The sequence below is a fragment of the Porphyromonas asaccharolytica DSM 20707 genome, assembly GCF_000212375.1.
GTDB classification, from domain to species: Bacteria; Bacteroidota; Bacteroidia; order Bacteroidales; family Porphyromonadaceae; genus Porphyromonas; species Porphyromonas asaccharolytica.
In genome coordinates this window covers 1,533,804-1,554,305 of the sequence record NC_015501.1, presented here as the reverse complement: position 1 = coordinate 1,554,305, position 20,502 = coordinate 1,533,804, and the positions used below count along the sequence as shown (strand labels likewise).

The window sequence follows — 20,502 nt, the reverse complement described above, 5'->3', positions numbered from 1 at the left end:
CTAAGTTCATATGCAAGTAAAATGCGAAGTTTTTTCTCGTTTCGGAAACTCAGTCGACTTCTCTTCGGGTGAACCGCTCGGCGGGGTGGAAGCTTCCACCGTAGGGGCGGACCTGTGTGTCCGCCCGTCCTCACCTGAGCGCAGTCTATTCTGCGGGCGGACACGTAGGTCCGCCCCTACACAAGCTACGTCAGCACGACAATTCCATTCATCAAACGCTGTAACCTCGATCTGTAGGGACGCTCGGTCGAGCGTCCGTCCCCGTTAAAACCACGATGCTGTAACCCTTGACACAACGTTACTCGTCTTGCTTTAACGGAAACGGACGCACGAGCCGTGCGTTCCTACATATCATTATTCGTATCGAGGTGGGTGTTACTGCTGGGTGAGGCTGATGCGGAGGGCGACGCCGAAGGAGGTATTGTTCACGGGGAAGGAGGCGGTGCTCACGAGCGGGTGATTCATGTTCCAGTCGAAGTAGCCTCGTATGGTGAGCATACGGCTGAGGGCGTAGTCGGCACTGAGCTTGATGACGTGCGCCACGTTGCCATTGGTCGCCTGCGTGAAGGCCTCCTGTATCTTGCGAATGAGCATCGAGGAGTGATTGTACGAGTACTCGCAGCGCAGCGTCATAGCACCGCCCGAAGCAAAGAGCGGATTCTCCTTTTTGCCTTCTTGTGCCTGTGCTCCCGTGCGCTGAGGTGCTCGACGCTTGATGCCGATGAGCTTGCTAAAGTCATCGATCTTGTAGTTGATCCCGACAGAGATCTCGTTACGACTGTTTTCGATAACCTGGAAGGAGGTGAGGTTGAGCATCAGGTCTCGCGACTTGTTCCAGCGGGCGTTGAAGCCAAGTCCACTCTGCAGAGTCATCTCGACCCCAATGAGCGGCGCAAAGGACTCACGGATAGAGACCTGCGTGATGTCGTAGGGCGATGAAGCGACACGACGCATCCCATTTGCTCCAGCAGTAGCATCGTCGGCGGGCATCTCTATGTAGCCCATGCGTTGCTCCTGTGCGATCGGTTGCCACGAGATGAAGGAGTTGTAGTTTGCCACACTATAACTATTGCGATAGGTGTGGGAGAGGGAGAAGTTGCGGAAGAGGTCTGCCAAGACGGGGATCTTAGTTAGCCCCGTGTAGGTGATGCTCCAGTTGGGGAGGGTGCGCCAGATCGAGTGGAAAGGCGTCGCCCCGTCTAGACCACGAGCCGTATAAGCTGCAATGAAAGCAGGAATCAACACGTCGGGACTGTTGGGCCGCACCTCGGGCGCATCAGATCCAGCGATAGCGTTGTACTGGTTGGTCAGTCGCTGCACCATCTCCTGCTGGTAACTGAGGAGGTTGTCAAAGGTACTGGTCTTGTAGCCATTGCTGGCATTAGCACTAGCGAAGAAGCCCTTGAGACCGATGGTTCCGGCGGTAAAGGTACCGCTGTAAGTCTCGGGAGCACCCTCAAACATATACTGTGTCTGCACCGCCCTATTGGTATGGTAGTCCCAGGTGAGCGTTACTTTGAGCTCTTTAAGTGGCTCGAGGTTGAGACGTGCCGTGGCATCTTCCGCGAGGGAGTACATAGCGGGGTTGATGTTTTCCGCCTGCTTGAGGAGCCAACCACGCTGTGCTGCCTCACGAACGAAGTCATTGTCTGTAAAGCCAAAAGCAAAGGCAAGGCCAGGAGCCATCACGCCCTGCATCGGGTAACCCTGCCCGCCCGCAGCCTTGATGTCGGGGAGGAAGCCAGGCAAGTGCAGCGACGAAGTGCGGGTGTAAGTGAGCGAGATGTCACGCAGGAAGGTGAGCAAGGAGATACCCGCATCAATGTAGGGATAGATGCGCTCCATACGCATCTCACGAGCTTTGTCGGCAGCATAGACGTTGACCCGTATCGTGACGGAGTCAGTGCCTGTGACGGTGATGCTGTTGGGATTGACCACGGCATACTTGACGGGGTAGTTGTGTCCGAGCGAATCCTTGGCGGTCACCTCGGGCTTAGCACTACCGAGCTGGTGGTTGATGGTAATCGTCGTGTCAGGGCGTAGGACCACCTCCTTAGTAAAGCGCAGTGGCGCAGGCTTCTTGCGCTGTGCTGCTGCGGGAGCTTTGTCCGCAGGCTCCTGATCTGGACGACTGACACGAGCATCTCGGCGAGAGGCGGAGCGGTTGTCACGATTGTTGCTCTTGTTCTGTCGCTTCTCGTAATCTTTGTACCAGTCGAACTTACGGTAGAGAGTCTGGAAGAGGATGTTGACCCGTCCATCGAGCTTCATCTGATTGCGTACCACATTGCCCATGGAGGCACCCTGCTGTGTCAAGGCTCCGCGGTCCCAATTGTACGAAGCCATATAGGTGGCGGTGGCTGAGACGAAGTCCATAAAGGGTATGAGGGCAAGCGGGAGCGTGTAGGTCGCATTGGCAGTCTGGTTGTACTGCATCGGGAGTCCCCAGCTACGTATACTCTGCCAGACGGAGTCGCGCCATAGCGTGTAGTCGTCGGGAGCTAGCTCACGATTGACCTGTACGTGTGGCTCTACGATGCGGGCGTTGGTGCCAGAGTTAAAGGAGAGCTTGAGATTGGTCGTGGGGTTCCAGACAATGTTTGCGGCACGCTGCCAGACGAAGTTCTGCACGAAGGTAGCAGGTAGTGACCAGTCAGCCATAGCACCGCCACCAGGCATGAGGTTGCGCACCTGATGCTCGCTGTAGTTGCGCAGTATGGAGCTGTTGAAAGCAAGTCGTGAGGGGAGGTAGTTGATCTGGTAACCTCTCAGCGTCGAGGAGACCGTGCGGATCGCCTCGGAGGAGCCTTTGCCTTGTTTTAGCTTGGCAAAAGGCTTCCACGGAGCCACCACGGGCGTATACTGATACTGCACCGTAGCTTGCCACGTACGATTGCGGTCGTAGACAATCTCGGGGCTGTTCTTCTCGTCCCAAGACATCGAGTAGCCAAGCGTGAAGTTGGCTGGGTCGTACGGCATCGGGGTCTTGCTCTGTATGTTGACCCCCACGTTGGAGAGCGACAGCGCATGAGCCTGTGTCCGTGTCAGCGCCATCGTCTTGATGGAGTCGCGTACCGACTCGTTGGCGGCATTGTCGAGCGCCTCCGTGAGGAGCAGGTCTTGGTCTAGCGGGTTGTACTGCGGACGGATCACTTCGTCTTGGTAGCTGTAGTAGAGCGGTATGCGCACCTTCGCTTTCTCGGGGAAAAACTTACCGAGCTCCACCTGCGTCGAGAGGTTGAGGAAGCCTGTATCCTCTAGCTGTCTCTGCGCGAGTGACTGATCGAGTGCGCCAAAGCCTGCGGTACGGTAAGAGCCTCGAGCGTTAAACGAGCCTAAGTCACTCAGCTGTACCTGCAGATCGGCATTGGTCGCCCAGCCGCCCTGCTCTTGGTACTCGCTCAGGCGTAGCTCATTGACCCAAATCTCGGCACTCTTGATCTGCCCAGCACTGTTTCGCACACCGATCATGATGGTCTTTACATTGCTCAGCGAGGGATTACCCATCACGGTGATCGTGTTGCGTGGACGCTCAGCATCGGGCACCGAGTAAGGCGTGTAGAGGTCGGTCTCGCCATTAGCCTGCGCAGCGTTGCGTCGCATCTTGAGTCCCGTGAGAAGGTCAAAGCGGAAGTCCACCTTGTTATCCCGTGGCCACACCATCTCTCTATCCTTAGCATTGTCACTGTAAGTGCCGAAGGGGGTCAGCTCTAGAGGGACGCTGTACTCGTAGTAGTTGTTCGTGTAGTCAGAGCCTAAGCGGAGGAAGGCGGTCATCTCGCCATTGCCCGTGGGTGTCCCCTCCTCGGGAAGCTCCTCGGCATGGACAAACAGCTCGATGCGCTTGTAGCGACGTAGGTCTAGCCCCGTATTCTTGTAGACAGCTCGTGCATCGCCTGGAGCTAGTCGCTTGATGCGTAGGCTGAGTGCCTGCTCGTTCTGACGAATGGCTTGCGCCTGACTAGGGCTGACGCTACGAGAGACGCCCGGCGGGAGGATGTAGTTGATCGGCTTGCGGTCACCATTTTCCTCGATATTGACCGTATTGACCTCCATCGTACCATTAGATATAGGCGTTACGGAGGGAGCGTGTAGCGGGCGGTCATACTGTCGCCACTCGCCACGCACCATCTTGAAGGTACCGAAGCGCAGCACGACAGGCTTGTCCCACTGCGTCAAGTAGAGGCGCATAAAGCGGATACTCTTGAGGTCGGCTATGCCCCCTACCCTGCGGGTCGGCTCTCGTACGGGGATCTTGAACTGATACCACTTGACCGTCTCTTGCTTGCCGTTGGCCAGCTTCACATTGACCGAACGCTCATCAACGATGTAGTTGCGCCCCACCTGCATCTCGGCAGGCGAGAGAGCTAGCTCGTACTCGAAGTAACGCTCCTGCTCGTTGAGCGTGTTGTCCTGGTTGATGTCCTCCACATCAGGCACAACACGGCTCGCCACGCTGTAAGAGCCAGTCTCATTGGTCGCCTCAGCACTATTGCCCTCGACTCCGTTGTAATACTTGTAGCGCTCGAGGATAGAAGCCTGAAGCTGGTCATACCGCTCGTCACGATAGTGGCGGAAGCTATCACCCGCTGGATCGTTCAGCGGACTCATAGGATCGCCCTGCCACTGCTCGAGCACCTCGCCCGACACCTTGCCACGGATCGCGGAGAGGTAGTCAGCATAAGCGGGGAAAGCCTTCTCCTGCTCAGAGCTTAGTCCATTGAATCCCACATCTTGCTTGCTACGAGCCCCAGCGGCATTGTCAAAGGAGTAGCCCGCCGTCTGACGAATAGGCACGCGCCCCCAGACTGTCTCGATAGTTGCCGAGGGATCATCGTTGAGCGGCATACCGTTCTCAAAAAACTTCTTCTCATCCTTCAGCACCTCCTCCGATACCTCGCCCAGGTTGAAGAAGAGCTTGCCACTCGTTGGTGCCGTCTCGGGATAGATAAAAGGGTCCATCATCCAGAACTCGATATACTCGATATTGGCCGCCTCAAAGTCGCTCTGGTCTATCTTGCGCATCATACCGCCCCAGTTCTCAGTTGGGTTCATCAGCTTACCATCGCTGCCGATCTGATCGCTATTGAGGTTGTACGGACCACGCTCATTGGGATAGTAAGCGAGGCAGAGCGTCTGGAGGTAGGACTGCTGGGCAAAGTTCTCATCTCTATAGGGGAATAGCTCCGCCATACGCACCTCTCGCGAGTAATGGTTGGAGAGCATATCGGGATTATTGCGCAGGTAAGAAGGCGTCAGCGAAGAGCCAGCACGGTTCAGCATCGGGTCTATATAAAACCAGTTGAGCAAGGCTCGCCGATTGCCGTAGCGCAGATCATTGACCATTCGAGCCTCGGGGAAGAGATCCGCCGCTCCATCTGCCGGGTCGTGCCACGGCGTAGAGCTCAGCATCCAGGCGTAGGGATTGAGCAGATCAATGCTACTCTGCGACGTCTCAAAGTCGTCGATATAGCTATGCCCCTTGGTGTAGCGCCCCTCGTAGTGCCCTGGGATCAGGTGAGCAAACTCCATATTGAGCGCGACCTCCGACGGCTTGGTCAAGTCTAGGAGCGGAATGTAGTCGAGGATACGCGTCAGCCACTGAGACTCGGTGCGCCACGAGAGATTGAGTCCCCAAAGGCTGTTTTGCATCGACTCACGCCCCATGACCGGTTTGGCAGTCAGTGGCATCTCGCTAAGGTACATAAAGGTACCGCCCAGCGTTAGGTCTGGCGTAAAGTGGTAGTTGAGGTCCAAGCCCAGCACCGTCTTGCGCTGCAAGTTGAGGAAGCCCCTATTCTCCAGAGATACATCGACACGCGTGCCACTGTTGAGGATTGCCTCGTTGAGGATCGTGACGGTTCCCATGGCATAGTTGACCGTGTAGTCCACATTCTCCACGAGCGTCGCTCCGCCAGCCGTCACACGCACCGACCCTGGGGTCACATTCATCGCTCCGAGCGAGATCTGCCCGCTATTTGCCGCTTGGTACTCACCTCGCAAGATAAACTTATCGCGCTCAGCGACCTGCTGCGCTGCGACCATCGTCGTGTCGTAGATCTCTCGATAGACGTAGCGCTCGGCAATGGCGGGGTCACCTATCTGCTCAACCAAGTAGCTACCAAAAGGTTCCGTAGAGGTAAAGATGACGAGCCCACGCTCCGCATCGACCGTAAAGCCTGGAACAAAGTCAAAGACACCATCCGGGTGTGGTTCATTGCGTGCATCCAGACGGTCCATACCTAGAACCCGTGTGAGGAGCTGCCCCGCTACCTTGCCCTCATTAATATAAGGTACAGCGGTGCCCGTGCTATCATTGCGGTAGAAGACATCGAGCTTGAAGTGCTCCGCCTTGAGATTGTAGACGCTGCTCCCGAGGCTGTAGACGTTGCGCATCATAAACCGCCAGTAAGGAGCCGTCGGGGTCATCGATGCGCCCTTGAGCAGCTTGACAAAAAGGTTGTCAGCCGTACGATCCGAGCGGTCCGAGCTAAACTCCCCCACCTGATAGACCTTGCCCTGATAAGTGTACTCAAAGGCGACGCCCACCACCTCATCTGGCTGGAGACGCACCTGCAGCGAGAGCGTACCGAGCTGGTCGTTGATGCGGTACTCATTAGCATTCAGACGGCGTGCACTCTCTATCTTCGCATAGTCTACACCACCACGCAGCTGCCCCTCCAGTAGCTGGCTCACCTGATCCACTTGGCGTAGGGCAGGCTGTCCGAGTAGCCAGTTGTAGAGCGAGTTCGCCTGATTGGCGGGCAATCCTTGCGTCGAACCATTCGTCGTAACGCCACGAGCCGTCACACGCTCCGCCTCACCCATATCGGTAAAGGCGACAATGTTGCGCGCCTCGTCAAAGTTGCCTCGCTTATTGGTCACCCACACCTCGATACGATTGATCTTAACGCCCGACGAGATAAAGGGCAGCGTAGACATTGCCTTGTCGTAGTGGTCTCGGAAGTAGTGTCCTAGGTAAAAGTGCCTATTCTCGTCATACTGATTGGCCGAAAACTCAAAAGGTGTCGTCTGCGCCCCACGATCTGTCGAGACACGCTTCGTCTCCGCCTCTTGCTGGCTCACCACGAAATCCACATCAAGCTTGCCAAACTGCAATTTGCTATGGATACCGAAAAGCGATGCACCACCCTGTATCAGCGAGTTCTTAGACTGTAGCGACACATTGCCCGCCTCTAGCACTTTGATGATGTCATCTTCCTCGCCCTCATAGGCCAGCTTGAGTTTCTTACTGTCGAAGTCAAAGGTAGCCTGCGTATTGTAATTCAGATTGAAGTTAAGCTTCGTACCCACTGACGCCTGCACATTGGCCTGGATCTTCTGGTCAAAGTCAAAGAAAGTATGTCTCCGTGAGCGAATCGGTATGGAGGGATTGTCCGTGGCATTGCTCTTGACACCCATCGATACCTCCGCAGAGCCTTGCGTCCGCACCCGCACGCCACCAGGGCCAAAGATCTTCTCTGCAGGTCCCAGTTCGAAGCCAAAGTCAAACGGGTTGAACCCCTTCCCCTCCTGCTCCTTCTCATCTTGCGCAGCACGCTCTAGGAAGTAGCTCTGCACGCCATTACGCTCCACATAAGCGACGTACTGCTCCAGTGTGTAGGGGATCGGCGTGCCTACCTGCTTGCCACCCACCTTAGTGACCAGCAGATAAAGCCCCGTGGCGGGATTGTAGACGAATTCGTGCGTCACCACGCTCGGCGTACGGAGATCGACCGCCGACTCCTGCTCGAGCCACTCATACGACTCAGGCGCTGTCGGCTGCACTGGATAGCGCAGACTATCCGGCTGCGCAGGATGCTCCGTAGCAGATACAGAGAGAGGAGGCATAGCGAGTAACCTCACCACACCTACCAATGCACAGAGCAACGCAAGCCATGCACATAGTATCCTGCGCCTAGGGATCATCTAGTGTCTATCTATATTATAGAGTCAGTTATGTAACGCTCGGGCGTCCGTTTTGTTGTACCAAAGCCCCTAACGTCTAACTTCTAACCTCTAATCTCAGAGCTTCGCCAGCGCCTGCTTGATCACCTGCTCTACAGGCGTGTCGGGCTTGACAGACATAATCTGCTTCACCACCTTGCGCACATTGACCTCCGCAAAGCCCAGCATCTTGAGTGCTGAGATCGCCTCCTCAGCCACCTCACGAGCTGCCCGCGAACCGATACCGGCCGTCACATCGTCACGATCTGTCAGTGTCTCAGGGAGCTTGCCCTTGAGATCTACAATGATGCGCTGCGCCGTCTTGAGTCCGATGCCCTTGACCATCTTAAGCCGCTTATCATCGCCACTCTCGATCACCTCCGCCAGTTCTAGCGGGGCCAGACTAGAGAGGATCACACGAGCCGTAGCGGGGCCCACACCGGAGACGGTGATCAGCTTTGTAAAGAGTGCCTGCTCCTCCCTCGTGTAGAAGCCGTACAGATCACACACCTCGCCTTGACGCATCACCTCCGTGATCCAGAGTCGCACAGGAGCATCACGCTCCAGTCCATGCAGCGTGTCATAAGTAGAGAGGGATATATTGACATCGTAGCCCACCCCACTACAGTCCACATAGGCGTTGGTCGGTGTGAGCGTATCTATCGTGCCACGTAAGTATGCAATCATAATCTTTTCGTACTAAGTAAATATCTACTCTAGAGCTCACGCATCGTAATCTGGGATCTCTCACCAAATCGCTACTAAGGAAATTCGAAATTCCTCCGTAGCTATTTTTTTATCTCCACGTGGGAAATAAAAAATTCCTCGGACTTATCATTTGATTCCTCCGAAGTTTCATTTGATTCCTCCGAAGAATTTTTTCTCGCCTACGTGGAGAATTTTCTTTTTCCACGTGGAGATTTGGAAATTTGTCCGTAGGAATTTACCTCTCCTAAGTCGAAATGCATCGATATACACCCGCAATAATTGGCTTTGCAATGCATCTGCTCTAGTAAGTGACCACAAAGGTAGTGGTATTTCCGCAAAAACTACTACCTTTGTCGTATAGAATACAACGAATCAACAAGTTCAAACAACATACAGATATGAAAAAGGCATTAATCATCCTATCCTCCGCACTACTACTCCTATCAGTGGGTGCTTGTGCCCCCAAGCAGAGTGCTTATCGTCAGGTGTACGAAAAGGCTAAGCAGCGTGAAGTCGCTACTAATCAACAAACTCCTGCACAGACCCCTCCCGCTAGCGTCGTCGTCTCTCGTGAGCCAGCCGCTGACATCCAGCTGCGTCGTGAGCGTCTAGAGGCCGTCAAGGGTGAGGACGCAAACATGCTCAAGACCTATAACGTGGTCGTCGGCTCTTTCCAAAACCACACCAACGCTTACTCCCTCAAGGAGCGTCTACAAGCTCAGGGCTATACACCTGTACTGGGACAAAATGAGGCTGGCATGCTTCGTGTCATTATCACCAGCTTTGACAACCGCAGCGATGCTGAGAGATCTCGCGAAGAGGTCAAGGGTCGCTTTGCTCCTGATTTCCAGGATGCTTGGATTCTAGAGAAGATCCGCTAATCGCTTCTCTGTATCGAACCCACAATCTAAGGAGTCTTAGAGTTTCTATGGATAGACTCTAAGGCTCCTCTTCGGACACTATAAGACTATGGAGATCATACAGCACCACCCGCTTCGGGAGTACCATACCTTCGCCATCGATGCCACCGCCGACTGGTGGATCAACTATAGCAGTGCTGAGGATCTTCAGACTCTGGCACGTGACGAGTACTTTGTTTCGCAGCCCTATCTACCGATAGGTGCGGGGAGCAACCTACTCTTTACGCAGACGCAGTACCGTGGCGTCATCCTCTACTCGCAGATCGATGACCTCCACTACTACGATGAGACCGAGAGTGCACTGACCCACCCAGGGCAGCAGCATGTGCGGGCTGGTAGTGGCATCGTGTGGGATCACTTTGTGGAGCTGATGCTCAGCCGTGGGCTCTATGGCGTGGAGAACTTATCGCTTATTCCTGGCACCGTAGGCGCTGCTGCCATACAGAATATCGGAGCCTACGGGAGCGAGGTCTCTCAGTACATCGTGGCGGTCGATGTGGTCGACTTAGCGACAGGGATGAAGCTCCGCATACCGAGCGCCCTGTGTGACTATAAATATAGGTACAGCATCTTCAAAGACCCGCAGTACCACTCCTACATTGTCACACACGTACACTTCATACTAAGCACCGAGCCAACCTGCAATCTGAGCTACGCCTCCTTAGCAAAAGCTTTCGAGGGTCGCGACACGCTACCTACTCCCGAGGAGATTCGCCAAGAAGTGATACGCATTCGCCGTGCTAAGCTACCAGACCCTGAGGAGATACCAAATGGCGGGAGCTTCTTCATGAATCCGATTGTGCCTCTAGCACAGTACGAGGAGCTGGCGAAGCTATACGACACGCCCGTGCCTCACTACCCTACGCACAACGAAGGGGATGTCAAACTCTCAGCAGCGTGGCTCATAGACCAGGCGGGGCTCAAAGGTTACCGCTCAGGGGCCGTGGGAGTCTACGAGAAGCAACCGCTCGTCCTAGTCAACTACGGCGGAGCGACAGGCCAAGAGGTGGTCGCACTGGCAGAGCATGTGCAGCAGGAGGTGTGTCGTAAGTTCGGCATCTCACTACGTCCCGAGGTGCGCTATATAGACTGAGTCCTATGCTCTCTCGCCTCAACTCCCCCTCGCCACAGATCATCGAGCTACTTGGCTCAGGTACCAGCACAGGCGTACCTGAGGTGGGTTGCTACTGTCGCACCTGTCTCAGCCTAGACCCTCGCGATCAGCGCACCCGCACATCGACTCTAGTGGTCTCACCTTCGGGCAAGCGAATACTGATCGACTGTAGTGCAGACTTCAGACAGCAAGCGCTCCTAGCCGGCATAGACCATCTAGATGCGATCATCCTAACGCACCAGCACTACGACCATATCGGAGGACTAGACGACCTGCGCACTATCTCGTGGCGCACCGAGCTACCGATCTACGCAGAGCCTAACGTACTGGAAGCGATCAAGTCACGACTGCACTACTACTTCGGGCCACATCGCTATCCAGGCACGCCACACTTGACGCTGCACCCCATCTCGTCACTAGAGCCATTTACACTCTACGACCTAACTATAGAGCCGATACGGGTGATGCACGGCAAGCAACCAATACTAGGCTATCGCATCGGAAATTTTGGCTTCCTAACAGACCTCAAGAGCATCGCCCCAGAGGAGCTAGAGAAGCTCCGAGGTGTGGAGCTACTCTTTGTCAATGGGCTGCGCTACACCAAGCCTCACCCGACACATCAAACGATCGAGGAGGCTATTGAGCTGACCGCACGGGTTCAGCCACAGCGCAGCTACATCATTCACCTTTCGCACCATGCGCCACCCACGGCGGAGCTACAAGAGCGACTGCCCAAGTGGGTCTACGTGGGTTACGACGGACTGACCCTGCGCTATACGGAGGGAGCTGGCTATACTGAGGAGGCAGGCTACGCGCCACAGACTATGCAGGGCAAGCTGTCAAGGAGCGGTGCCGAACCTTTTGCCTACAAGGATTGTGGCAGGATCGATTACCAAGAGGCACTGGAGATGCAGTTGCGGCTTTGGCAGGAGCGTATCGATGCCAAGATAGCGCATCAGACAGTGCCTGAGGACGTGCTACTCTTTTGCGAGCATGAGCCGGTGCTGACGATCGGCAAGCATGGCAAGCAGACGAACTTGCTCGTCTCGGAGGCTTTGCTCAACTCTAAAGGCATTCAGCTTGTCCAGATAGAGCGTGGTGGCGACATCACTTACCATGGTCCTGGTCAGATCACGGGCTATCCGATCTTTGACCTAGAGCATTACGGCGTGGGGATCAAGGAGTACATCCACACGATGGAGCAGTGCATCATCGATCTGCTCTACCTCTACGGCATTCGTGCGGAGCGTCTCGAGGGCGCTACGGGTGTCTGGATCGATGCGCACACACCGCAAGCTCGCAAGATATGCGCTATCGGCGTGCACACCTCTCGCTATGTAACGATGCACGGCTTCGCGCTCAATGTCAATACCGACCTGAGCTACTTCCAGCTCATCAATCCGTGTGGCTTTACCGACAAGGGTGTTACTTCGATGGAGCTAGAGATCGGTCGAGGCGAGGTTTACTTTCCCCTAGTCAAGCATCAGCTGGAGGGACTCTTTCGCAAGCACTTCACGCACCTTATGTACCACCTACCTAACGACGATATATTATGAAATGGCTTAGACCCAACGATAGCTCAGCAAACTATCAAGATAGACGTGGACGCATCTCCGGCAGAGGACTAGCCCTCGGAGGCGGCATCGGCGGTATCGTCATCGTCCTCGCCAGTCTCTTCTTCGGCGTGGACCTCACGGGACTAATGCGGGTAGCAGACAATGTCTTGCCCAGCTCACAGACGGAGCAGGTAGACCCCTCGCGCGTCAACGAAAACGAAGAGTTCAAGGTCTTCACGCTACGTGTCTTCAACAGCTGCAACGACGTATGGACAGACCTTTTCACCTCCGAGCTACGACGCTCCTACACGGCACCCACACTCGTGACCTTCACCGATCAGGTGCAGAGCCGTTGCGGAGGAGCCACCAGCGAGGTAGGACCTTTCTACTGTCCGGCCGACCAGACAGTTTACATTGACTTAGACTTCTTCAATCTACTCGCCTCTCGCTTCAAAGCGCCTGGAGACCTGGCCATGGCTTACGTCACGGCTCACGAGGTAGGGCATCATGTGCAGAACCTCCTCGGCATCTCCGACAAGCTGCACCAGCAGCAAGGGCGTGTCTCTCAGGAAGCGTACAACCGCGCCAGTGTACAGCTAGAACTGCAAGCCGACTACCTAGCAGGCGTATGGGCTTATCACGCACAGCGACTCGGCATCATACTCATCGAGCCTGGAGACCTCGAGGATGCACTCACAGCCGCCAACGCTATCGGCGATGATACTTTGCAGAAAGAGGCGCAAGGCTACGCCGTACCAGACTCATTCACACACGGTACCTCAGCACAGCGCATGCAAGCCTTTCGCTCTGGCTTTGAGTCGGGCAGCTTGGATGGTGCGAGCCGTTACCGCTTGTAAGCAACAACCAATTCTATAGCAGATTACAGATGAACCAGAAGATAAAAGTACTCGTCGTAGGCTACGGACACGTAGGCAAGCAAGTTGTGACCACCGTACACACCGCTCCCGACATGGAGCTGGTCGGTGTAGTCCGTCGCTCTAAGAATGATCCTCAAAGCCAAGTATTGACCGCTCACGGCATTGCCGTTTACGGAGAGGATGAAGCCCTCCCCAAGGCAGACGTCGCTATCTTAGCCGTACCGACACGCTCCGTGCCTGACTACGCCAAGCGTTACCTCGCACAGGGCATTTGCACGGTAGACAGCTTCGACATCCATACCCAGATAGCCACACTACGCCACGACTTGATGGCGATAGCTCAGGAGCACCAAGCGGTCTCCATCATCAGCGCTGGCTGGGATCCCGGGAGCGACTCGATCGTCCGCACCTTGATGCAGGCGATGGCACCCGAAGGGATCACCTACACAGACTTCGGGCCAGGCATGAGCATGGGGCACTCCGTGGCAGCACGTGCCATTGCAGGTGTCCGAGACGCACTCTCTATGACCCTACCTGTAGGCTATGGTCAGCACCGCAGACAGGTCTATGTAGAGCTAGAGGCAGGAGCCAACGAGGAGCAGGTGCGCCAAGCGATCCTCGCCGATGATTACTTCGCTCATGACGAGACGATCGTCACCTTCGTCCCCTCAGTCGCTGCCCTAGAGGACGTAGGCCATGGCGTACACATGATGCGCAAAGGGGTCTCGGGCGTAACGCACAACCAGCGTCTCACCTTCGAGATGCAGATCAACAACCCCGCCCTAACCGCCCAAATGATGGTCGCCTCCGCCCGTGCTACGCAGCGCCTCACGCCAGGAGCCTACACGCTCCCTGAGGTGCCAGTCATAGACCTCCTCGTAGGCGACCGCGCTGACTGGATCGCCCATCTAGTCTAATCTCTAACCTCTAAGGTCTAATCTCTAACCTCTAACGACATGTCCAGCACATTACCCCTACTAGCCATCACATGGGACGTCAACCCCGCCATCTTTACCATCGGCTCCTTTGAGTTACGCTGGTACGCCATACTCTTTGCCGTGGGGCTCTTCGTCTTCGGTCCGTGGATCGTGCATCGCATCTGGCAGAAAGAAGGCTTGCCCGAGCCATGGTTTAACAAGCTCTTTTGGTACGTAGCTATCGGTACGATCGTAGGTGCTAGACTGGGGCACTGCCTCTTTTACGATCCCCTATACTACCTCGCCAATCCCGTTGAGATCTTGAAGACGTGGGAGGGTGGACTAGCAAGTCACGGCGGTGTGATCGGTCTCATCATCGTCATGTGGATCTACGCACGCAAAGTGTCGCACAAGCCTATCCTCTGGGGTATGGATCGACTCTGCGTACCCGTAGGTCTCGTGGCAGCCATGATACGTCTTGGCAACCTGATGAATAGCGAGATCTTCGGCTACCCTACCGATGTCGCATGGGGCTTTCGCTTCATACGCTCAGCCGAGTGGCAGACCTTAGCAGGTGGTATGCCTTGCCACCCGACAGCCATATACGAGGCACTCGCTTATCTACTCGTCTTCGCCATCTGCATGTGGCTCTACTGGCGTCGCAATGCGGGCTACAAGTATCAGGGACTCATCGTCGGGACGCTCCTCACGCTCACCTTCATAGCACGTATGCTTATTGAGACGGTCAAGTTCGTTCAGGAGCCGTGGGAGCACAGGTTGATCGACTCCATCGGACTCAACCAGGGGCAATTGCTCAGCATCCCCTTTATCCTCATTGGAGTTGGCATGATCATCTACGCCCTACGCCACCCAGTGCCTCAGGCAGAGGTGGATCGTCTACTCGCTGAGGAGGCACGGCGCAAGGAGCAAGCCACTCATCAGAACAAGAAGTAAATCTATTCACTACTATAAAGCAAGCATTCTATTATGGAATATCGTAATCAGATTACCGATTCAATATACTATATCGGAGTCAATGACCGCACGAAGCGCCTCTTCGAGAGCTCCTGGTCACTACCCCATGGCGTCAGCTACAACTCTTATCTGCTCGTGGGTGAGCAGGTCGTACTCATCGATGGTGTCGAGATAGGCACCGCCGAGAAGCATCTTAGCGAGATCAAAGCGATCATCGGCGATCGCCCCATCGACTACCTCATCGTGAATCATATGGAGCCTGATCACAGTGGCTCTATTGGTCTCCTACGCACCCTCTATCCTGAGATGAAGGTCGTGGGCAATACCAAGACCTTCGGTATGCTCGACTCTTATTTCGCACCAATCCCTCAGGAGCAGCGCGTAGTCGTCTCGGAGAAAGAGCCTCTAGAGGTAGGCGGATTCTCCTTCCAGTTCATCATGGCACCGATGGTACACTGGCCCGAGGTCATGTTTACCTACGAGAGCTCAAACAACGTCCTCTTTACGGCCGATGCCTTCGGCACCTTTGGCGCGCTCAACGGGGCTATCATAGACCGAGATATGAATCTCGACCTTTACTACGAGGAGATGTACCGCTACTACGCCTGCATCGTGGGTAAGTTTGGTTCGTTCGTACAGAAGGCTCTGGAGAAGTACAGCTCTCTAGGTCTGTCGCCACAGTACATCTGTCCGACCCATGGTCCCGTATGGACGGAGCACGGCTTCCCCCAGGCGCTCGCCATCTACGACCAGCTCAGCAAGTACGATACAAGCTGTGGCGCAGTCATCCTCTACGGCAGTATGTATGGGCATACCGAGCAGATGGCCGAGGCTGTCGCCCAGGGACTAGCACAGAGTGGTATCAAGGAGATCGTCGTGCACAACGTCAGCACGGCCGACCCTTCCCATATGCTTCGTGACATCTTCAAGTATCGCGCCCTCATCGTCGGTGCTCCTACCTATAGCAACGACCTCTTTCCCCCAATGCGTGAGATACTCAACAAGGTAGCCCTTCGCGAGGTCAAGCATCACCTCATCGGCTACTTCGGCGGATGCACCTGGGCAGGCAAAGCTGTCAAGATCATGCCCGAGATCCTGGAGAAGCTAGCCTTCGAGCAGGTCACCGATCCTGTAGAGATCAAGGGTGCCGCCACCCCAGAGCAGCTCGCTCAGGGTCGTGACCTTGGAGCAGCTATTGCCCAGAGACTACTAGAACTTTACCGTTAATACCTAAATACCAACAACCAACAAATAATCTATGAGACTTGTTATCGAGCAAGATTATGCTGCCATGTCTACATGGGCAGCAGAGCATGTGATCAAACGCATCAATGAGTTTGCCCCCACAGCTGACCGCCCCTTTGTGATCGGTCTGCCCACAGGCTCTACCCCTATTGGTATGTATCAAGAGCTGGCCAAAGCCTGTCAGGCTGGACGCGTCAGCTTCAAGAACGTAATTACAGTCAATATGGACGAGTATGTCGGTCTAGAGCCCTCACATCCCGAGAGCTATCACTACTTTATGAAGAGCAACTTCTTCGACCACATCGACATCGACCCAAAGAATACACACCTCCTCAATGGTTTGGCTGAAGACACTACCGCTGAGTGCCAAGCTTACGAAGAGATGATCCAGTCTCTCGGAGGTATCGACCTCTTCATCGGAGGTATAGGCTCTGATGGGCATATCGCCTTCAACGAGCCAGGCTCCTCGCTAGCCTCTCGAACCCGTGAGGTGCGTCTGATGCCCGAGACGATCCGTGATAATAGCCGCTTCTTTGACAACGACCTCTCGAAGGTACCCACACGCGCCCTCACCGTAGGTGTCGGCACCGTGACAGACGCCCGTGAGGTGATGATCCTTATCAATGGTTCGAACAAGGCGCGTGCCCTCTGCAAGGCGGTCGAGGGACATATCACCCAGATGTGTCCTATCTCTGCACTGCAGCTCCACTCCGACAGCATCATCGTCTGCGATGACGATGCAGCCGTAGAGCTACAGGTGAAGACCTTCCGCTTCTACAAGCACGAAGAGGAGCTAGCCCGTGAGGGTCTAGCCTACTAAGAGGTAGAGGCTCACACATAGATCGGCGGATGCTCTCGTAGCATACGCCACGACCAGAGAAGGTCGAGAAGCACTCGTTGCTCCTCGACCTTCTTTCTTTATCTCCACGACCCAATCAAACTTTCCTACCTTGGAAAACAAACTTTCCTCCGTTGAAAAGTAAAGTTTCCAGCGTTGGAAAAATAAATTTCCTACCTAGGAAAATTGGAATCCCTCCCTAGGGATTGTCCTCTTCCTGAAAAAAGTACACAGTTGGGTTGGCTTCCCCAACTGTGTACTATTTCAGGAGAGGACAGAGGATTGTTATAGTGATATTTTGCAGACAGTTTTTCCTATATGTACAACATAAACTCCATTGGGTAGGGAGATTGTTGTATGATTGGTTATCTGCCCTTTCCAAACAAGAGTTCCGCTGATGTCATATACATTGACAGATGCAGGCTCATAGTTCACGTTGCCGTTTGCCTCGATATGTAGCGTGCCATCCTTTCCGTACACTTGGTATGCATCGGTCGACATGGTTGGCGTACTGATGGAAGTCGGCCATTGCCAAGCCTCCAACTCTACAATATTCTTGAACTCCGAAAACACCATGGATGTGCGGTAGGCATCGGCAGAACCCTTTGGAACATAAAGAATAGCAGTTTCCATCGGACAAGAGTCGAATGGCAGATATGGGCCATCGCCATTTGTCCATTCTGTAGTCACTGGAGGAACGATAGGACGTGAATAAACTTTCTTTAGATTGCTATTATTCCAAAACGCATTTCTGCCAATAAAGGTCACCCCGGCCGGTATGTCAATGGAGTCCAAAGGTGCGCTGTCAAAGGCGTGTTTCTCGATACGCGTGACAGTGGAAGGAATGTTTATTTTACGGAGCCTGAGATTCCAGAAGAAAGCATGGTCTCCAATTCGTGTGATTTTATCTGGAATATTGACCTCCTCCAAAGCACTGCACCAAGAAAAAGCAAAGTCTCCAATCTCTGTCAATTTATCCGTTAGAATTGTTGCTTTGCGCAACCCTGCCATGCCATGAAATGCATCTCTTAACACTTTCACATTCTTGGGGACCACCACTTCTTCAATTGTACTAATCCCATAATATGGCGAGCCATCCAATATTTCAACCGTTTCGGGTAAGATAGCCACAGAAGGCGAGACTTCAAGGCAATTATAAAAAACACAATCATACATTTCCCGAAGTTTGGAAGGGATATTCACTTCTTTGAGTTTTCTGCATTCTGCAAATAGCAAATCATTCATTACTTCAAGATTGTCTGGAAGTTTCACCTTCTCTATTTCGACACTAAAGAAAAGAAAATTTCGACCAATCTCTTCCACGCTTTCAGGCACAATTAACTCTTTAAGAAGCACATTAAGATAAAAGGCCTCGTTGCCTATTTTTTTGAGCGTTTTGGGTAGCTTACAGTCTCTTAGATAGCTTCCTGCAAAAGCCCTATCAGGCAACGCATCATTCACCATACGAGCATCCTCCATATCCAGATGTCGCAGGCATGTTTTGAGGGTATCTTCCTTCTCCATCGCTATTTTCAGATAACTCTCATCTTTCATGTCTGTGGGCTTTGGAGCAATGGGCCAACACAGGTAATGAAGGAATGCGATGTCTCTGTCGTTAAGTGTTCCTGTCACCCGAATGCGGGTGAGTTCTTCGGCTCCCGGTCCTATCACCTCTTGCAACGTTCCCGGAGTTTCCACATAATATTCCTGTGCTTTGGCTATTGTTGTGAATATCAGCAACAATAATATTGGGTAAAGCTTTGATTTCATCAGTCATCGAGCTTATGATTAATATAAAGGAAGAGAGGAGGTGTTATCAAACACTCCTCTGCTTCGAAAGAATTTATTCCTTAATGAACTTTACGGACTCTCTCGCAAGGATGCCAGATATGTTCCTCGACTCGTCTGTGCTGAATGAGAGGACTGTCTCGTCCTGTGACAAAACCTTCATAATATCTGTCTCAAGGTTCTGTGCCTGCATCTTCAAAACACAGACAAAGACGAAAGCTAAGGTTAAAAACACGTATCTCTTTTTCATAATGACATTAATTGAAAGGTGAAATAGTCAAGTTAACCATAATGATATATCCTCCTTTCTTGAATCATAGTTTTGAGATGAAACGTTCATAATCCATATGTACTACGAGTTTATTTGCTTCAATAATTCCCATCTAGATACGTGAAGTTTCTTCGGCTTCTGCAATCGACCAAATGTTCGTTTCTATCTTTACATTACGCAAATGGCAGAATGATTACCAAATAACATCAAGACAGGGCAAATGTACACATTTGAAAGCATCTCTGCAATACCTGTAAATGAGTGTTTTGCCTTGCGGATATACCGCTTCCCCTCGCTGTTCGTCTCGATTTGCGAAGCTCGTAGCCCTCGTAAATCAACAAATGCCAAGTCTGTAAAGACGGAGAAAAGGAACATTCTTCGGCTTAGTTCTGCCCCTTCATCCTGCAACGGAAATGCCAAGAGCTTTGACACATCGCCCTTACTCAGAAAACGAGGTTTGCGCTCTACGACTTCATACTTCACCTCTTCAAACGGATTGAAGCGTATCGTCCCCTGACTGACGGCTCGATACATCAATCGACTCAACCAACAGAGATGGTTATTTATCGTTGCGGGCGCATATAGCCCTCCCTCTTCAGATAGAAGCGATAATCTTCAAAGAACTCAATCGTAAGAGCCGAAAAGGGGACATCCTGCTCACTGCGACTGCGCACAAAAGAGTTAAGCAGCCTATCGGCATACCGATTGTTTCTATACGTGCCCGCACTACTGCATTCTCGTTGGGCTTTGAGTTTTTCCGCACTAAGAGCAAGCAGGGTCGTTGGAGTTTTCCCGCCCCCCTGCAAGTAGTTCTTCAGCAACTCGGCACTTACTGCTCCATATTTGTAAAGCAAGGTATTGTAGCCTTATATTCTTCCATCAGTTACCTGCTCCTACCTCTTCGTTACCATTCGGAGAATGGGCTAACGATTTGGTAACGGGACTTCTGCATAAATCCACGCTTTCTGCACTTTACCTCGCAGCGCAAATCACTGAGATATCGTGCAAATCCCTCTCATTTCCATTTACTTACACGCAATCCTCTCCCTAATGCCCTTCCCCCTAATAGTTCCTCCCTTGGAACTAAAGAGTTCCTACGCTGGAACTAAAGAGTTCCTCCCTTGGAACTAAAAAGTTCCAAGGGAGGAACCATTATGGAACTTTTACAAAAGCACCCGTCTCCCCACACGAAGCAGCTAGCGATAGCACTACTGACTGCACCGTGCCATAGGACGATTATGGCTAACATTTGGGGGGAGATAAACTTAAATACCGACGTTTGGGTATTGATTTGCGTAGGCTCTCCTTCATACCTTTGCAGTGCAATCAGACAACCAGTTTTTCT

General features: G+C 53.3%; 12 protein-coding genes and 1 pseudogene. 8 read left to right on the top strand and 5 right to left on the bottom strand.

What is annotated here, in order from left to right; genetic code table 11:
* Positions 1 to 375: 375 nt before the first annotated feature.
* Both sov and ruvA read right to left on the bottom strand, forming a co-directional pair.
* Positions 376 to 7,851, bottom strand: coding sequence for a T9SS outer membrane translocon Sov/SprA (sov, locus tag PORAS_RS06045; protein WP_155811475.1), 7,476 nt, complete (start codon positions 7,849 to 7,851; stop codon positions 376 to 378).
* Positions 7,852 to 8,025: 174 nt separating this feature from the next.
* The gene (ruvA, locus tag PORAS_RS06040; RefSeq protein WP_013760575.1) at positions 8,026 to 8,634 is read right to left on the bottom strand and encodes a Holliday junction branch migration protein RuvA; all 609 of its coding nucleotides are present in this window, start codon (positions 8,632 to 8,634) and stop codon (positions 8,026 to 8,028) included.
* A gap of 419 nt (positions 8,635 to 9,053) precedes the next feature.
* On the opposite strand from ruvA, the gene PORAS_RS06035 reads away from it, so the two are divergent.
* The 8 genes from PORAS_RS06035 to nagB all read left to right on the top strand — a co-directional run bounded on the left by PORAS_RS06035 (position 9,054) and on the right by nagB (position 17,080).
* Complete coding sequence (locus PORAS_RS06035; RefSeq protein WP_004331044.1) at positions 9,054 to 9,536, top strand: SPOR domain-containing protein; 483 nt, start codon at positions 9,054 to 9,056, stop codon at positions 9,534 to 9,536.
* Between the two features lie 88 nt (positions 9,537 to 9,624).
* On the top strand, positions 9,625 to 10,668 hold the full coding sequence (murB, locus tag PORAS_RS06030) for a UDP-N-acetylmuramate dehydrogenase (RefSeq protein WP_013760574.1): 1,044 nt from the start codon (positions 9,625 to 9,627) through the stop codon (positions 10,666 to 10,668).
* A gap of 5 nt (positions 10,669 to 10,673) precedes the next feature.
* On the top strand, positions 10,674 to 12,245 hold the full coding sequence (lipB, locus tag PORAS_RS09145) for a lipoyl(octanoyl) transferase LipB (RefSeq protein ID WP_013760573.1): 1,572 nt from the start codon (positions 10,674 to 10,676) through the stop codon (positions 12,243 to 12,245).
* Entirely contained in the window at positions 12,242 to 13,102 is an 861-nt protein-coding gene (ypfJ, locus tag PORAS_RS06020; RefSeq protein WP_004331059.1) for a KPN_02809 family neutral zinc metallopeptidase, read from the top strand. Before lipB ends, ypfJ begins: the two co-directional genes overlap by 4 nt.
* Positions 13,103 to 13,131: 29 nt before the next feature.
* Positions 13,132 to 14,040, top strand: a complete 909-nt coding sequence (locus tag PORAS_RS06015; RefSeq protein ID WP_013760572.1) for a diaminopimelate dehydrogenase — start codon at positions 13,132 to 13,134, stop codon at positions 14,038 to 14,040.
* 39 nt (positions 14,041 to 14,079) lie between these two features.
* Positions 14,080 to 14,994: a prolipoprotein diacylglyceryl transferase gene (lgt, locus tag PORAS_RS06010; protein WP_013760571.1), complete on the top strand. Its 915-nt coding sequence runs from the start codon at positions 14,080 to 14,082 to the stop codon at positions 14,992 to 14,994.
* A 33-nt stretch (positions 14,995 to 15,027) separates the two neighbouring features.
* Positions 15,028 to 16,242 carry an FprA family A-type flavoprotein gene (locus PORAS_RS06005; RefSeq protein WP_004331047.1) on the top strand — a complete coding sequence of 405 codons (1,215 nt, stop codon included), beginning with the start codon at positions 15,028 to 15,030 and terminating at the stop codon, positions 16,240 to 16,242.
* 31 nt (positions 16,243 to 16,273) lie between these two features.
* Complete coding sequence (gene nagB, locus PORAS_RS06000; RefSeq protein WP_004331041.1) at positions 16,274 to 17,080, top strand: glucosamine-6-phosphate deaminase; 807 nt, start codon at positions 16,274 to 16,276, stop codon at positions 17,078 to 17,080.
* Positions 17,081 to 17,383: 303 nt separating this feature from the next.
* On the opposite strand, the gene PORAS_RS05995 is transcribed toward nagB, so the two are convergent.
* The 3 genes and pseudogenes from PORAS_RS05995 to PORAS_RS09140 all read right to left on the bottom strand — a co-directional run.
* Entirely contained in the window at positions 17,384 to 18,868 is a 1,485-nt protein-coding gene (locus tag PORAS_RS05995) for a leucine-rich repeat domain-containing protein (protein WP_013760570.1), read from the bottom strand.
* Positions 18,869 to 18,941: 73 nt separating this feature from the next.
* Positions 18,942 to 19,136: a hypothetical protein gene (locus PORAS_RS05990; RefSeq protein WP_013760569.1), complete on the bottom strand. Its 195-nt coding sequence runs from the start codon at positions 19,134 to 19,136 to the stop codon at positions 18,942 to 18,944.
* 285 nt (positions 19,137 to 19,421) lie between these two features.
* A pseudogene (locus PORAS_RS09140) lies at positions 19,422 to 20,023 on the bottom strand (tyrosine-type recombinase/integrase); the annotation flags it as partial.
* Positions 20,024 to 20,502: the final 479 nt, after the last annotated feature.